At 68.0% G+C, this 14828-nt stretch carries 11 protein-coding genes and 2 tRNA genes; 5 read left to right on the forward strand and 8 right to left on the reverse strand.

All coding sequences use genetic code 11. From position 1 onward, the window contains the following. The first annotated feature begins 235 nt into the window (after nucleotides 1-235). Nucleotides 236-2233 carry a dynamin family protein gene (locus tag ACM14_RS07510; RefSeq protein WP_013800863.1) on the forward strand — a complete coding sequence of 666 codons (1998 nt, stop codon included), beginning with the start codon at nucleotides 236-238 and terminating at the stop codon, nucleotides 2231-2233. A gap of 4 nt (nucleotides 2234-2237) precedes the next feature. Then, nucleotides 2238-3308: an A/G-specific adenine glycosylase gene (gene mutY / locus ACM14_RS07515; protein ID WP_065345771.1), complete on the forward strand. Its 1071-nt coding sequence runs from the start codon at nucleotides 2238-2240 to the stop codon at nucleotides 3306-3308. A 21-nt stretch (nucleotides 3309-3329) separates the two neighbouring features. Here mutY and ACM14_RS07520 read toward each other — a convergent pair whose 3' ends face one another. The 7 genes from ACM14_RS07520 to ACM14_RS07550 all read right to left on the reverse strand — a co-directional run bounded on the left by ACM14_RS07520 (nucleotide 3330) and on the right by ACM14_RS07550 (nucleotide 10922). Next, the gene (locus tag ACM14_RS07520; RefSeq protein WP_065345772.1) at nucleotides 3330-3572 is read right to left on the reverse strand and encodes a hypothetical protein; all 243 of its coding nucleotides are present in this window, start codon (nucleotides 3570-3572) and stop codon (nucleotides 3330-3332) included. After that, on the reverse strand, nucleotides 3569-5002 hold the full coding sequence (creD, locus tag ACM14_RS07525; RefSeq protein ID WP_065345773.1) for a cell envelope integrity protein CreD: 1434 nt from the start codon (nucleotides 5000-5002) through the stop codon (nucleotides 3569-3571). The genes ACM14_RS07520 and creD overlap by 4 nt, the downstream gene beginning before the upstream one ends. 112 nt (nucleotides 5003-5114) lie before the next feature. Next, a complete protein-coding gene (gene creC / locus ACM14_RS07530; RefSeq protein ID WP_065345774.1) occupies nucleotides 5115-6575 on the reverse strand; it encodes a two-component system sensor histidine kinase CreC in 1461 nt (486 codons plus the stop codon). Nucleotides 6576-6591: 16 nt separating this feature from the next. Then, entirely contained in the window at nucleotides 6592-7296 is a 705-nt protein-coding gene (gene creB / locus ACM14_RS07535; protein ID WP_065345775.1) for a two-component system response regulator CreB, read from the reverse strand. A gap of 44 nt (nucleotides 7297-7340) precedes the next feature. Then, nucleotides 7341-8243 (reverse strand): RNase adapter RapZ, encoded by a 903-nt coding sequence (rapZ, locus tag ACM14_RS07540; RefSeq protein ID WP_012207220.1) that lies wholly within the window; start codon nucleotides 8241-8243, stop codon nucleotides 7341-7343. Between the two features lie 4 nt (nucleotides 8244-8247). Next, entirely contained in the window at nucleotides 8248-10023 is a 1776-nt protein-coding gene (recN, locus tag ACM14_RS07545; RefSeq protein WP_065345776.1) for a DNA repair protein RecN, read from the reverse strand. Nucleotides 10024-10025: 2 nt separating this feature from the next. After that, the gene (locus ACM14_RS07550; protein WP_012207218.1) at nucleotides 10026-10922 is read right to left on the reverse strand and encodes an NAD kinase; all 897 of its coding nucleotides are present in this window, start codon (nucleotides 10920-10922) and stop codon (nucleotides 10026-10028) included. A 30-nt stretch (nucleotides 10923-10952) separates the two neighbouring features. On the opposite strand from ACM14_RS07550, the gene hrcA reads away from it, so the two are divergent. From hrcA to ACM14_RS07565, 3 genes are all read left to right on the forward strand, one after another. Beyond that, nucleotides 10953-11957 (forward strand): heat-inducible transcriptional repressor HrcA, encoded by a 1005-nt coding sequence (gene hrcA / locus ACM14_RS07555; RefSeq protein ID WP_013800869.1) that lies wholly within the window; start codon nucleotides 10953-10955, stop codon nucleotides 11955-11957. Between the two features lie 67 nt (nucleotides 11958-12024). After that, nucleotides 12025-12103, forward strand: a tRNA-Ile gene (locus ACM14_RS07560). A 177-nt stretch (nucleotides 12104-12280) separates the two neighbouring features. Continuing rightward, nucleotides 12281-12357, forward strand: a tRNA-Arg gene (locus tag ACM14_RS07565). 74 nt (nucleotides 12358-12431) lie between these two features. Here the strand turns inward: ACM14_RS07565 and ACM14_RS07570 are convergent. Further along, nucleotides 12432-14801, reverse strand: coding sequence for a CHASE2 domain-containing protein (locus tag ACM14_RS07570; RefSeq protein WP_065345777.1), 2370 nt, complete (start codon nucleotides 14799-14801; stop codon nucleotides 12432-12434). Nucleotides 14802-14828 lie beyond the last annotated feature (27 nt).

Genomic DNA, 14828 nt, shown 5'->3' on the forward strand with positions numbered 1-14828 from the left:
TAAATTTCAGGCACCAACCGCCGCAGATTGATGGTGAAATATTGTTTCATTTGTAAATAAACGATATTTTGTCCTTAATCCCCCCGCTCCAGGGGCCGGCCTTGGGGCGCCGCAGCAGGCAAAATGGGGCGACGGTGCTATATTTTGAAGAGAACAGGCATCACGCTTGCGGCGCAATGTCGAGGCGATCACTAGGCATCGGCAGACATTGGCGATGCAATGGCGGGGGAAACACGTGGGACCATCATTCAACGAGCAATTCGACCAGCACGGCGCATGGCGCCGCGGCTTTGCGCAGCAATTGCATGCGCTGCGCGAATGGCTGCAGTCCCAGGAGCTGCTGGATGTCGCGGTGCAGGAGCGGCTGCAGCGGCTGGAAGCCCAGGTGCGTGGCGACAAGGTCATGGTGGCCTTCGTGGCCGAGTTCTCGCGCGGCAAGTCCGAGCTGATCAATGCGGTCTTCTTCGCCCACTATGGCCGCCGCCTCATGCCGGCCAGCGCAGGGCGCACGACCATGTGCCCCGCCGAGCTGGGTTGGGAGGCAGAGCTGCAGCCCAGCCTGCGCCTGTTGCCCATCGATACGCGCGAATCGCTGGAAAGCCTGGGCCAGTGGCGCGCCCGTCCCGAGGCCTGGCTGCAACTGCCGCTCGACGTGAACAATGCCCAGCAGATAGCCGACACGCTGGCCAAGGTGGCCGAAGTGCGCAAGGTTTCCGTGGAACTGGCGCGGACCTGGGGCTTCTGGCATGACGAGGATCAGGGCGGCAATCCCTTCGTGGATGAGCAGGGCCTGGTCGAGGTGCCCATGTGGCGCCATGCGCTGATCAACATGCCCCATCCCTTGCTCAAGCAGGGGCTGGTGATTCTGGATACGCCCGGCCTGAATGCCGTGGGCGCCGAGCCCGAGCTGACCGTCAACCTGATCCCCCAGGCCCATGCCGTGGTCTTCGTGCTGGCGGCCGATACCGGCGTGACCAAGTCCGATCTGGCCATCTGGCGCGACCATGTGCTGCCGCCCGATGTGGCTTCTGGCCAGCATGCGCTGGCCGACTCCCGACTCGTGGTGCTCAACAAGATAGACACGCTCTGGGATAGCCTGAGTTCCGCGTCGCAGGTGCAGGCCCAGCTGCAGCGCCAGCGCCAGGAGTCGGCACAGATGCTGGGCCTGCCCATGGAGCGGGTGCTGCCCGTGTCGGCGCAAAAGGGCCTGGTGGCCAAGGTCTCCAGCAACGATGCGCTGCTGCAGGCCAGCGGACTGCCCGTTTTCGAGAACATGCTGGCCGAGGGCATCATGGGCCAGCGCCAGAAGGTACTGCAGACGGCCGTCAGGGCCAATGTGCAGCAGTTGCAGGTCGAGGTGGAGCGCGTGCTCAACATCCGCCGCCGCGACCTGGACGACCAGATGGCCGAGCTGCGCAGCCTGCGCGGCAAGAATGCCAGCGTCATCGCCTCCATGCGCCACCGCATCGAGAGCGAGCAGCAGGATTTCGATGCCAGCGCCGCCAGGATCCAGGCCGTGCGGCTGGTGCACATGCGCATGCTGCGCGACATCTTCCGCCAGCTGGGTTCCAGCGCGCTCAAGCAGGAACTGGTCGATCTCAAGGATGCGCTGGAGCAGCGCGGCCTGAAGCTGGGCGCCCGCAAGGTCTATGCCGAAACCTTCGAGCGCCTGCGCACCGTGGCGACCCGGGCCCAGGCGCAGGCCGGAGAGATCCAGTCCATGCTGGGCGCGACCTTCAAGGAACTCAATGCCGAGTTCGGCTTCTCGCTGCAGGCTCCGGCCCAGCTGGAACTGGCCGAGTTCGGCGGCGACCTGCAGCGCATCGAGGCCAGCTATACCCAGTACCTGGGCCTGGGCCACGCGCTCAGGCGCAGCAATCCTGCGTTTGCGCAGCGCCTGATCAAGGCGCTGGCGATGCGGTTGCGCACGGTGTTCGAGTCTGCGGCCAACGACGTGGACATGTGGAGCAAATCCGCCACAGCCCAGCTCGATGCCCAATTGAAGGAGCGCAAGCGCAGCTTTGCCCGCCGCATCGAAGCGGTGGACCGCATACAGAATGCGGCCTCGGGCCTGGTGGAACGCATTGCCGAGATCGAGACCGCTGACGAACAGCTCACGGCCTTGCAGCTGCAGCTGGGGCAGGCCACCATGGAACTGCTGCAACCCCTGTCGCCCACGCCCGCCTTCCCCGGCCTGGCAAAGGCTGCACAGGAAACCTCACTGACTGCTTGATATCTTGACCTTTCCCTCGATTGCCACGCCCGTCGTGCAGTGGCAGGCGTCGCATGGACGCAATCACCTGCCCTGGCAGCAGACGCGCGATCCCTACCGCGTCTGGCTCTCCGAAATCATGCTGCAGCAGACCCAGGTGAGTACCGTGCTGGGCTACTACCAGCGCTTTCTCGATGCCTTCCCCGATGTCGCCAGCCTGGCGGCCGCACCGCAGGACGCGGTGCTGGCGCTGTGGAGCGGCCTGGGCTACTACAGCCGCGCGCGCAACCTGCACCGCTGTGCCCAGGCCGTGGTCGAGGACTGGGGTGGTGCCTTTCCCGGCAGGGCCGAGGATCTGGCCACGCTGCCCGGCATAGGCCGGTCCACGGCCGGCGCCATCGCCTCCTTTTGCTTTTCCGAGCGTGTGCCCATCCTCGATGCCAACGTGCGGCGCGTGCTCACGCGCGTGCTGGCCTTCGATGCCGATCTGGCGGTCGCCAGGAATGAGCGCGAACTGTGGGACCTGGCCCAGCAGCTGTGCCCCACCGAGGACTTGCAGCAGGCCATGCCCCGCTATACCCAGGGCCTGATGGACCTGGGTGCCACCATCTGCACGCCGCGCAAGCCCAGCTGTCTGGTCTGTCCGCTGCAGCCGCAGTGCCGGGCGGCGCGCTTTGGCAATCCCGAAAACTATCCCGTGCGAACGCGCAAGCTCAAGCGCAGTTCCGAGGCCTGGTGGCTGCTGATCGCCGTGGACGGGCAGGGCCGCGTCTGGCTGGAGCGCCGTCCGCAGCAGGGCATCTGGGCGGGGCTTTATGCGCCGCCCGTGTTCAACGGGCGCGAGGCGCTGGAGCAGGCGGTGGCACAGCACTGGCCAGGAACGGCGCCCCTGGACTGGACCGATCTGCCCGCCTTTCTGCATGTGCTCACCCACCGCGATCTGCACCTGCATCCGGTGCGCCTGCGCGTGCAGGGTGGCGGCATCGATGCCGCCACGCCGGACGGCCAGGGCTGCTGGGCCGATGCCGGAGCCTGGGCCGACATGGGCCTGCCAGCCCCCGTGCGCAAGCTGCTGGATGTGCAATTCGCGGGCTGAGGCCACGGCCGGACCGGCTGGCTAGAACCTGCGGCGCGGCAGCAGCAGGGCGCAGCGCAGCAGCATCCAGGCCAGCCACTGTTCCCGTGCGCCGGGCGTGCGCCTGGCGCGTGCGGTGGCGTCGGCAATGTGCAGGCGCAGGCAGCCAAGGGCATGGCGGTCCCCGCTTTGCACGGCCTGTTGCCAGGCCTGCTCGCAGCGCTGGCGCTCCAGCGCCTGATTGTCCGGGCTGCGGATATCGCTGATGGCGGTGATGGTGCTCATGGCTGCAGCGCTCCCACGGTTGGGCGGGTGCCTGCGTCTGCATCGCCGCGGTCGCCATCCTGCCGGCCGAAGGCATACCAGTCCACATGCCGCGTGCAGACCATGATCAGGGCCAGCACCGCGAACAGCGCGATCGATCCCACGATGAGCGCGCTTTGCTCCAGTTGCAGCAGCACGTACAGCAGGCCGTAGAGTGCGGCGATGCCCGCCGCAAACGGCAGGCCGCGGCGCAGGCTGCCCAGGATGTGGCTGGCGTAGTAGCCCAGCAGCAGCACGCAGGCCGAGGCGGCAATGCCGTAGGCACTGGCAAATCCCATGTGCTCCGACAGGCTGATCAGCAGCAGGAAGAAGCTGCACAGCGCCGATCCCACCAGCAGGTACTGGATGGGATGCACGCGCAGCTGCTTGAGCACTTCAAACAGGCCGACGGCCACGAAGGTCAGCACTACGAAGAGCAGGCCGTACTTGGTGGCGCGGTCGCTCAACGAGTAGGCGTTGATGGGGTCCACGAAGTCCGTATCCAGCGATTCCAGGCAAGGGCCGCTGTTGGTGGCATGGGCGGTGGCCGCGTATTCCTCCATGTCGCGGCGGCCGGGCTGGCACAGCGGCTGCTGGTCGGTGAAGGCCTGGCGTGCGGACGAGGCCAGGGCCGAGAGGTTCCAGCTGGCTTCGAAGCCCTTGTCGCTGATCTCCCGCCGGTTGGGCAGAAAGCTGCCACCGAACGAGGGATGGGGCCAGTCGGCCGACAACTGGACCTGGCTGTGGCTGCCCAGCGGCACGAAGGCCAGCTTTTCGGTGCCCACCAGTTCCAGGGCAATCTTCAGTTCAAGGGGCCCGTCCTTCTTGAGCAGGGCCGGCGCCAGTTCCGCCTGCAGGCCCTGCGAGTAGCGCTCCAGTGATGTGCCGGGGCCCACGTCCAGGCTCTTGCCATCGGCTTCGATGGTGGCCGAGCGTATGCCGCGCGGATCGGTGAGCGACAGCGCCACGCGCAGTGCACCGCAGCGCACGGTTTGGTTGGCCGCCGTGTCGATGGAGGGCCTTTCCAGGTACTGGGCGGCGTTCGTGAAGCTGGCGCTGATGCTGTCCTGCATGGCATAGGTGCTGACCTGGTGCAGGCCGCGCGAGCGCTCCTCCATGCGCGCCGTGGCCTGGTGGCGCAGTTGGTCGGGCAGCAGCATGCGCTGGAACTGGCGCGTGGTCCATTCGGTCTTGCTGCCTTTTTCCAAGCCCGTGGTCTCGGTGCAGTTTTGCACCAGCACCGGGCCCATCAGCGTCTGGCGGCCAGCCAGGCTGGCGACCACGCCCTGCACGGCGTTGTCGCGGTTGCGTATGCGGTCCCGCACCACGTCGTGTATCAGGCCCAGGCCCAGCATCAAAAGGCCCAGCATGACCAGCAGGGCCACGCCTTTGGCAAGCAGTCGGTTCTTCATTCCACATCCCGTTCGTTGATCGTGGACGCAGTCTGGGCGGTGGCTGTGTGGCCGAAATGAAGTGTGTGAAGCGGGTGTGAAGTCGGATTCGCAGGGCCGATAGGGGGGGGCGTCAGTGTGCCCGCAGTGGCCAGTTCAGCGTGACACGCAGCCCGGGCTGGGCGTTGGCGGCCTGCATGCTGCCGCCGTGCAGCAGCATGATGCGCAGCACGATGGACAGGCCCAGGCCCGTGCCGCTGCGCTCTCCGTTGGGACGGGGGGTGGTGAAAAAGCGTTCGCCCAGCCGGCCGAGTAGCGCCTCGGGCACGCCGGGGCCGTGGTCGCGCACGCTGACGCGGCCGGGCTCCAGGTCCACGTGGATGCTGCTGCCCTCGGGGGCGAAGTCGATGGCGTTGCTCAGCAGGTTGCTCAGGGCCAGCACCACCAGGTCCTGCTCCCAGGGGCCGCTGCTGTCCTGGCCTTGCAGAACCAGCTGGATGCGGCGCTGGTGCGCTGCGCTGTGGACTTGCGCCATGGCCTGTTCGGCACAGGCCTGCAGGCTGCAGGCCGTGTGCGCGTGCAGGGCGCGGCGCTGCTCCAGCTGGCTCAGGCGCAGCAACTGGTCCACGAGGTTTTGCAGGCGCTGGCACTGGTCCACCACCTGGCGTGCGAACAGTTCGCGGTCGGCGGCGGGCAGGTCTTCCTGCAGCAGCTCGCCTGCGCCACGGATGGCAGCCACGGGGCTCTTGAGCTCGTGCGTGAGGGCACGCACATAGCCTTCGATGTAGTCGCGCCCTTCCAGGCGGCTGCGCATGTTCTCCATGGCGCGGGCCAGCTCGCCCAGCTCGCCGGGCATGCGCGGGGCCTCGGGCATGGGAGGGGCGGTGGTGGGGGAGGCGGCCTCGTTGAGCGTGGGCGCCTGTACCTGCTGGGCATAGCTGCGCAGGCGCCGCACATGGATGACCAGCCACCAGGTCACGGCAAAGCCCACGCCGGCCGACAGCAGCAGGAACAGCAGGCCGCCGCGCAGCATCTTGCTTTCCGCGCTGTCCACGATCTTCTGCACCGAGTGGGCGGGCTTGGAGGCGGTGAGCACGCCCGCCACGCGGCCATCGACCATGATGGGTGCCGAGACATACATGACGCTGCTGGCCTCGTCGTTCTGCACCTCGCGCGTGGTGCGTGCGCCGTATTCGCCGCGCAGCGTGCGGTACACGTCGCGCCAGCGCGAGTAGTCGGCGCCCTGGTCCAGCCCGGCGGAGTCGAACAGCACCAGGCCCTTCTGGTCCGTGACGGTGACGCGCATATCCAGGCTGGTCTTGCGCGTGTCCCAGATCCAGACCTTGACGGTCTGGTTGGCATAGGCCTGCATGTGGTGCGCGAAGCGGCTGTCGGCGGGGCTTTGCTGCAGCACGCCGCTGGCCATGTCGTCGCTGGCCAGCGCGGCCAGGGCGTAGGCGGTCTCGACCAGCGTGTCCTCGGTCACCTTGCGCACGCTGGGCTTGACCTCGACCATGAAGACGCGCAGCACGAAGAATGCGGCCAGGCCGTTGATGACGAAAAAGGCGAAGAACAGCCGCAGTCCGAGGCGCATGGCGTGCTGCGGTGGCTCAGCCCGGCAGCGTCAGGCTGTAGCCCATGCCGCGGTGGGTGGTGATGAAGTCCTGCTGCGGCGCCTGGGCGCGCAGCTTGGCGCGCAGGGTCTTGACGTGCGTATCCACGGTTCGGTCCGTGCTGTCGCTGTCCTGGCCCCAGATGCTGTCGAGCAGGAACTCGCGGCTGAGGATGCGCCCGGGGCGCTCCAGCAGGCAGCGCAGCAACTGGTACTCGCGCCGCGTCAGCTCCAGGGGCACACCCTGCATGCGCACGCGCTGGCCCTGTGGATCGATGCTGAACAGGGCATCGGCCGGCGTTGCGCTGGCCGTTGGCGTGGGCTGCAGGCGCTGCGCACGGCGCAGCAGTGCGCGGGTGCGGGCCACCAGCTCGCGCGGGCTGAAGGGTTTGGTCAGGTAGTCATCGGCGCCCAGTTCCAGGCCCAGCACGCGGTCCATTTCCTCGCCGCGTGCGCTGAGCACCAGCAGCGGCACGGCGGCGCCGGCCTGGCGCAGCTCGCGGCACCAGTCCAGGCCGTTGCCATCGGGCAGGCCCACGTCCAGCAGCAGGGCATCGGGCGGCTGCGCCTGCCATTGCGCGCGTGCATCGGCCAGCTGCAGGCAGTGGCGCACGGCGATGCCGTCGCGCTCCAGCGCATAGCAGACGGTGCGCGCGATGGCGGGGTCGTCCTCCACCAGCAACACGCGCGGGGCGTTCGTCATCGGCAAGCCTTGCATCGCAATGTTCCGGAGGCGGGGCCTGGCGCTCAGACGTCGTGCGCAAGCAAGTCGGCAGGCTTGAGCGTGGGCCGGCTGTCCAGCGAGCGGTGCCGGCACAGCGTGGGCCAGCGCGGGGCAAAGTGCCGCGCCAGTTCCTCGACCAGGAAGACCGAGCGGTGCTGGCCCCCCGTGCAGCCGATGGCCACGGTGACATAGCTGCGGTGGTTGCTGGCCATCATGTCCAGCCAGGACTCCAGGAACTGCTGGATGTCGCGGCGCATCTGGTCCACGCCGGGCTGCTGGCGCAGGAACTCGGCTACGGGCGCGTCCATGCCGGTCAGCGGGCGCAGCTGGGGTTCGTAGTGCGGGTTGGGCAGCATGCGCACATCGAACACATAGTCGGAATCCGAGGGCAGGCCGTGCTTGAAGCCGAAGGACTGGAAGACCAGGGTCATCTGGCCCACCGGGGCCGCAATCAGCTCCTTGATATAGCTTTGCAGCTGGGACGAGCGCAGGTGGCTGGTGTCGATGACATGCGACTTCTCGCGCAGGTCGCCCAGCAGCTCGCGCTCGGTTTCTATGTCCTGCACCAGGGCGCGGCGGCCTTCGGCGACCGGCCCCTGCGACAGCGGATGGCGGCGCCGGGTTTCGGAGAAGCGCCGCACCAGGGTGCCCGTGGTGGCGTCCAGAAAGACCAGGTGGGGCACGACGCCCTGGCGCTGCAGTCGTTCCAGCTGGCCGGGCAGGTGGGGCAGTCCGCCGGCGCTGCGCGCATCCATGGCAATGGCCACCTTGTTGCTGTGGCGGCCGTGCTCCAGTTCGACGAAGGCGGACAGCAGCTCGGGGGGCAGGTTGTCCACGCAGTAGTAGCCGGCATCCTCCAGCGCATGCAGGGCGACGGATTTGCCCGATCCGGACATCCCGGTGATCAGCACGATCTCAAGCGACATGGCATCAGCCTCCATTGGTGTTGCGCGCGCCGTTGGCCGCGCGTCCCGGCTTGGACCGTGTGCGGTCGGCATCGGCCTGGGGCCGCTGCCGGCCGGCCCGTCGCGGGGGTGGGCGGGGTGCAGGTGCCTGGCGCGCCATGGCCAGCATTTCGCGGGCATGGGCCATCGTGGTTTCGGACTGGCGCTCGCCACCGAGCATGCGCGCCAGCTCGGCCTCGCGTGCGGCGCTGTCCAGCGGCTGCACGGTGCTGAGCGTGCCTTGCCTGGCGCGCTGCTTGGCCACCAGGTAGTGCTGGTCGGCGCAGGCGGCAACCTGCGGCAGGTGGGTGACGGACAGCACCTGCCGCGATCGGCCCAGTGCGTGCATGAGGCGGCCCACGGTCTCGGCGACGGCGCCGCCCACGCCCGAGTCCACCTCGTCGAAGATCAGCGTTCCGGCCTCGCCCAGCTCGCTGGTGGTCACGGCAATCGCCAGCGAAATGCGCGACAGCTCGCCGCCCGACGCCACCTTGGCAATCGGCTTGGGACTGGCCCCAGGATGGCCGGCGACCAGGAAGGCCACGCTGTCCACGCCAAAGGCACCGGGGGAGTCGGCCGTGGACAGGGCGGCCTCGAACAGGCCGCCTTCCATGCCCAGGCCCTGCATGGCCTGGGTGATGGCGCGCGACAGGCGCGGCGCAGCCAGTGCGCGCTGCTGCGACAGCACCCGGGCGCTGGCCTGGTAGTGCTGCTGCGCCGATTGCTCGGCCGCATGCAGGGCCTCGATGTCCACGGCGGCGTCCAGCTGCTGCAGCTCCTGGCGCCAGCCGGCCAGCAGTGCCGGCAGTTCATCGGGCGTGCGGCGGTAGCGGCGCGCCAGCTGCATCCACAGCGACAGGCGTTCATCGAGCTCGGCCAGGCGCTCGGGGTCCAGGTCGGCGCGGCGCAGATAGCTTTGCAGCGAATGGCGCGCATCCTGCGCCTGGGCCATGCATGAGGCCAGCACGTCGGCAATGTTCTGGAAGTCGGGCTCCAGGTGCTCCTGGTTCTGGATCAGGTGGCTGGCGCGGCCCAGCGGAGTGATCACGCCGGCCTCGTCGTCCTCCAGCATCTGCAGCGTGGTCTGGGCGGTGTCGATCAGGGTCTGGGCATGGGACAGGCGCGTGTGCTGGGCATTGAGCTCGTCCCACTCGTCGGCCTGCGGGGCCAGCTTGTCGAGTTCGGTGATCTGCCACTGCAGCCGCTCGCGCTCGCGCTGCAGGCTGTCCTGGGCGGATTGCGCATGCTGCAGCGCCTGCCGGGCCTGGGACCAACGGCTCCAGCAGCCCTGGACCTCGCGGCTGTCGATGCCGGCATAGGCGTCCAGCAGGGCGCGCGCCGCATCGGGCCGCGTGAGGCTTTGCCAGGCATGCTGGCCGTGGATGTCGATCAGTTGCTCGCCCAGGGCGCGCAGCTGCGTGGCCGTGGCCGGCGTGCCGTTGATCCAGGCGCGGCTGCGGCCCTGGGTGTCCACCGTGCGCCGCAGCAGCAGGCTGTTGTCCTCGCAGGCCAGGCCTGCGGCCTCCAGCCAGGGGCGCAGCCGCGCGCAGCCGTCGAACTCCACGCAGATGTCGGCCTGGGTGCAGCCTTCGCGCACCACGTCCGCGTCGGCGCGGGCGCCCAGGGCCAGCTGCAATGCGTCGATCAGTATGGATTTGCCGGCGCCGGTCTCCCCAGTCAGCACGGTGAAGCCCGCATGCCAGTCCAGATCCAGGGCCTGCACGATCACGAAGTCGCGCAGAACGATGCGCTTGAGCGCCATGGTCAGGCGCCTCCCTCGTTCCAGCCCAGTTTCTTGCGCAGCGTGGCGAAGTAGTTCCAGCCCTTGGGATGCAGAAAGCGCACGCTGTGGTGGGCGCGGCTTACGAGGATGCGATCGCCGTGCTGCAGCGAGGCCAGGGACTGCATGTCGAAATTGGCGCTGACATCGCGCCCGGCCACGACCTCGATCGTGACCTCGTTGGCATCGGACAGCACGATGGGGCGGTTGGACAGGTTGTGCGGCGCAATGGGTGCCATCACCCAGGCAGGGATGGAAGGGTGCATCATTGGCCCGCCGGCGGACAGCGCATAGGCCGTGGAGCCCGTGGGCGTGGCCACGATCAGGCCGTCGGCGCGCTGGTTGGAGACAAAGCGGCCGCCCACCTCGATGCGCAGCTCCACCATGCCCGAGGTGCCGCCGCGGTTGACCACCACGTCGTTCATGGCCAGGGCCTCGAACACGCATTGGCCGTCGCGGATCACGCGGGCGCACATCAGAGGACGCAGGTCCTCCTCGTATTCGCCCTGCAGCATGGGCGTGAGCGTGGCCTCGAAGTCCTCCAGCGCGATGTCGGTGACAAAGCCCAGGCGGCCCTGGTTCACCCCGATCAGGGGCGTTCCGTATTGCGCCAAGTGCCGGCTCACGCCGAGCATGGTGCCGTCGCCGCCGACGACCAGGCCCAGGTCGCAATGCCTGCCCAGGCCATCGACATCGAGGGTGGGGTAGTCTGTGAGCCCTGCGTGCAGGGCCGATTGGGTATCAAGCACGACTTCGCAGCCCTGGCGCCTGAGGAAGTCCGCAATGCGCTCAAGCGCGTTGCTGGCATTCTCGGACGGGGCGCTTGCGCTGGGAGCGTGGTACTTCCCGATCAAGGCAACGTGGCGAAACGTGGACGTCATTTCTGGAAATTACATCATTAAAATCATCACATGCTCGACGAACGTGCCAAGTTGTTGCTCAAAGCGCTGATCGAGCGTTATATCGCTGACGGCCAGCCTGTGGGCTCGCGAACCCTGTCGCGTGCGTCGGGGCTTGAATTGTCGCCTGCCACGATACGCAATGTGATGGCTGACCTCGAAGACCTGGGGTTGATCATCAGCCCGCACACCTCGGCGGGCCGCATTCCGACCGCCCGGGGCTACCGGCTGTTCGTGGACACCATGCTCACTGCAGACCGTGCCGATATCGTGACGCCCGAGCTCGCGCCCGAGCAGCCGCAGAAAGTCATCGCCAACGCCGCCAACCTGCTGTCCAGCCTTTCCCAGTTCGTGGGCGTGGTGCTGGTGCCGCGCCGCACCTCGGTGTTCAAGCACATCGAATTCGTGCGGCTGTCGGAGCGGCGCTTTCTGGTCATCATCGTATCGCCCGACGGTGACGTGCAAAACCGCGTCATCTTCACCGACGTGGACTACTCGGGCTCGCAGCTGATCGAAGCCTCCAACTTCCTCAACAGCCACTACGCGGGCCTGGCCATGGAAGAGGTGCGCGAGCGCCTCAAGGGCGAGGTGGAGCTGCTGCGCGGCGAGGTGGCCACGCTCATGCAGGCGGCCGTCAACATCGGCACGGAGGCCATGACCAGCGCCCAGGAGGACGTGGTCATCGCGGGCGAGCGCAACCTGCTGTCGGTCAGCGATTTCTCCAGCGACATGGGCAATCTGCGCCGCGCCTTCGACCTGTTCGAGCAAAAGACCCAGATCCTCAGGCTGCTGGATTTTTCCAGCCAGGCGGAAGGCGTGCGCATCTACATCGGCGGTGAAAGCCAGGTCGTGCCTTTCGAGGAGCTGTCCGTGGTCAGCGCGCCCTACGAGCTCGACGGCAAGGTGGTGGGTACGCTGGGCGTGATCGGGCCCACCCGCATGCACTACGACCGCATGATCCAGATCGTGGACATCACCTCCAAGCTCGTCAGCAATGCGCTGAGTCACAAGCGCTGAGTCCTGCGGGTTAGGCTCTACAATAGTTGTTTGCCATGGCCTGCATCCGTGCTGCCTTGGTGAATCAGGGGCCTTAGCTCATGCTTGGTTAGAGCAGCGGACTCATAATCCGTTGGTGCCCAGTTCGACTCTGGGAGGCCCTACCATCCATTGGTATGAAAAGCCTGCCGCCTTTCCGGGCGGCAGGCTTTTTTGCTGGGCGCACGACTGCCGCATGGCATGCCATCGCCCGGTTGCCGGGGAAAGCGGTCGCCGGGTTTTTTGCAGAAATATGGCGCTTTTGTCCGGGAGCCCCAAAACCCGCTGCTACAATGCGAAGCGTTGCGGCTGTAGCTCAGCTGGATAGAGTACTTGGCTACGAACCAAGGGGTCGTGGGTTCGATTCCTGCCAGCCGCACCAAAAAACGCAAAGCCCTGAAGTTGAAAGACTTCAGGGCTTTTTCGTTTTCTGCATCTGCATCCCTGGGATGCCAGTCAGGCCTGTTCCGCTTTCGGCAGCGCGATGCTGAAGGCGCTGCCCTGGCCGGGCGTGCTTTCTATCTCAAGCTGCCCGCCATGTCGGGCGGCCACGGTGCGCACAAAGGCCAGGCCCAGGCCCACGCCGTCGAGGTGCTGGTGGTGGTCCAGGCGCTCGAACGGCTGGCTCAGCCGGGCGACGGCCTTCCCATCCATGCCGGGCCCGTGGTCCCGGATGGTGATGCGGCAATGGCCTGCGTCCTGCTGCAGCAGGCATTGCACCGTGGCAGGGGTTGCCTGATCTGCGCGCGCTCCGTACTTGATGGCGTTGCCGATCAGGTTGACGGCCGCGCGGTGGAGCATGCCCGCATCGCCCAGCACGGGGCATTCCTGTTCGGGCAGGTGGAACTCCAGCTTCACATGGGCCGCAGAGGCCTGGGCCCAGCAGCTTTCCACGGCCTGGTCCAGCACCAGGCCCAGGTCCAGCCGTTCCCGGCGCAGCGCCTGCTGCTGGGCGCGTGCCAGGTGCACGAAATCGTCGGCCAGCTGCAGGGAGGCCTGGGCATAGCCTTCGATGCGCGGCAGCAGGAGGCCGAGGTCGGGCGCCTGTACGGCGCCGCGCTGCATCTCCAGCAAGGTGATGATGGATGCCACGGGCGCACGGATGTCGTGCGAGATGAACTGCATGGCCAGATCGCGCTGGGCCTGGGCGCTGCGCAGATCGCTGATATCGACCAGGGTGATCAGCCAGCCCGTGGTCGGCGGTGCCTCGAAGGTCTGGGTCAGCAGCATCAGGCTGCGTCCCATGGGGTCGCGCCCCTCGCTGCTGGGCGGCAGGCCGTGGGCGGCAAGTGCCTCGGGCGTGAGCAAGGGCTGGCCGGCGGATGCGCCGGCTGCCGTCTCCAGTGCCCGCAGACCATCGAGCAGCCGGGGCAGGGCATCGCCGGCACGCAGGCCATGTCCCAAGCTGCGCGCATAGGCGTGGGCTGCGGCATTGGCCAGCAGCACATGGCCCTGCCGGTCGCAGACAAAGGTGGGCGAGGGCAGCTGGCGCAGGCTTTCGCTGACGAAATGGTGCAGGGCGCGCAGTTGGCGCGAAGCCTGCTCCACGGCCGCGATGCGCTGGTCCAGCAGGTCGCCGCCCAGGCGCAGCGCGGTGGGCAGGCCCTGCCCCTGCAGGTCGCGCAGCTCCAGCGCCAGAAAGCGCGCGGCGGCGCGCAGGCGCAGCCAGCTCCATAGCGGATAGGCCAGGGCCAGGCCCAGCAGGCCGGCTGCAGGCGCCGTCTGCACCTGCCACAGGCGCGGTGCAAGCCCGGCCAGCGAAAGGCAGGCCAGGGCCAGCAGCGTGCAGGCCAGCATGCCGCCCGACGGGCCCAGCCAGGCCAGGGCCAGCAGGGCCAGCAGCACGGCTGCCGCATTGAGCGCGCGGTTGAGCGTGGCCGACGCGGGATGCACATGCGAGCCCTGCAGGCTGCCATTGAGCACATGGGCCAGCATCTCCACGCTGGAGATGGGCCGCGCGCTGGTGCCCAGCGGTGCGGTGAAGCGGCTGCCCAGGCCGGTGGCCGTCGTGCCGATGAGCACGTATTTGCCGCGGAATGCCGCTGCAGGAATGCGGCCGCGCAGCACATCGATGTAGGAATAGGTGGTGAAGGGCGAGCGGTCCCTGGCGCCTTGCTCCGGCCTGGCCTGTGCAAAGGCAATGATCTCCTGCTGGCGGCGTTGCCAGGAGGGTGCGTCGGGGTCCATGGGCGGCACGGGCTCCGGGCGGGCGCATGCGCGGCCGTTCTCGCCCACGCAGTGCAGGGCCAGCGCCATGTGCCACCAGGGCTGCTGCGCACTGCCTTCTATGGCATGGAAGCCGCGCACCGCGCCATCGGCGTCCACGGGCAGCTGGGTGTGGCCGAGCGCCGCTGCGGCCTGTGCGAAGGCCGGCAGCGGGCCGCTGCCTGGCGCCACGGGCAAGACGGTGCGGCCGCTGCGCTGCAGAACGCGCGCCAGCAGCAGGTCGTCGCCGGGGTAGTCCAGGTCTTCCTCGCTGAGCATCACGTCCAGGCCTATGGCGCGCGGCGGTGCCTGGCTGATGCGCTCCAGCAGGCCGGCGTGCAGGGCGCGGCGCCAGGGCCAGCGGCCAATGGCGTCGATGCTGGCATCGTCGATGGCGACGATGACGATGTCCTGCGATGCCTTGGGCCGGTGCAGCCAGCTGGCCGTGTCCTGGACGAAGCCGTTGATGCGGTCGAGCTGCCCGTCGCCGCTGAGCCAGAACGCCAGGGACAGCAGGCCCGCCGCCAGCAGCAGCCAGTCCCGCCGCAGTCCACGGCCACGCGCAGGCGCTGGCTGCGCCGGCGTGGCGGGGCTGTCAGGCGAGGGCGGCTGGGTGGACAAGCGCGGTCAGGGAATGAACGGGCACGG

The sequence above is a fragment of the Delftia sp. JD2 genome, from assembly GCF_001682645.1.
Taxonomy (GTDB): domain Bacteria; phylum Pseudomonadota; class Gammaproteobacteria; order Burkholderiales; family Burkholderiaceae_C; genus Comamonas; species Comamonas acidovorans.

Excerpts from the sequence above, each read along its gene's own strand:
- creC (WP_065345774.1), bottom strand. The coding sequence starts at position 6,575 with ATGCGCCTCGGACTGCGGCTGTTCTTCGCCTTTTTCGTCATCAACGGC.
- creB (WP_065345775.1), bottom strand. The coding sequence starts at position 7,296 with ATGACGAACGCCCCGCGCGTGTTGCTGGTGGAGGACGACCCCGCCATC.
- recN (WP_065345776.1), bottom strand. The coding sequence starts at position 10,023 with ATGGCGCTCAAGCGCATCGTTCTGCGCGACTTCGTGATCGTGCAGGCC.
- creD (WP_065345773.1), bottom strand. The coding sequence starts at position 5,002 with ATGAAGAACCGACTGCTTGCCAAAGGCGTGGCCCTGCTGGTCATGCTG.
- ACM14_RS07520 (WP_065345772.1), bottom strand. The coding sequence starts at position 3,572 with ATGAGCACCATCACCGCCATCAGCGATATCCGCAGCCCGGACAATCAG.
- ACM14_RS07550 (WP_012207218.1), bottom strand. The coding sequence starts at position 10,922 with ATGACGTCCACGTTTCGCCACGTTGCCTTGATCGGGAAGTACCACGCT.
- hrcA (WP_013800869.1), top strand. The coding sequence starts at position 10,953 with ATGCTCGACGAACGTGCCAAGTTGTTGCTCAAAGCGCTGATCGAGCGT.
- rapZ (WP_012207220.1), bottom strand. The coding sequence starts at position 8,243 with ATGTCGCTTGAGATCGTGCTGATCACCGGGATGTCCGGATCGGGCAAA.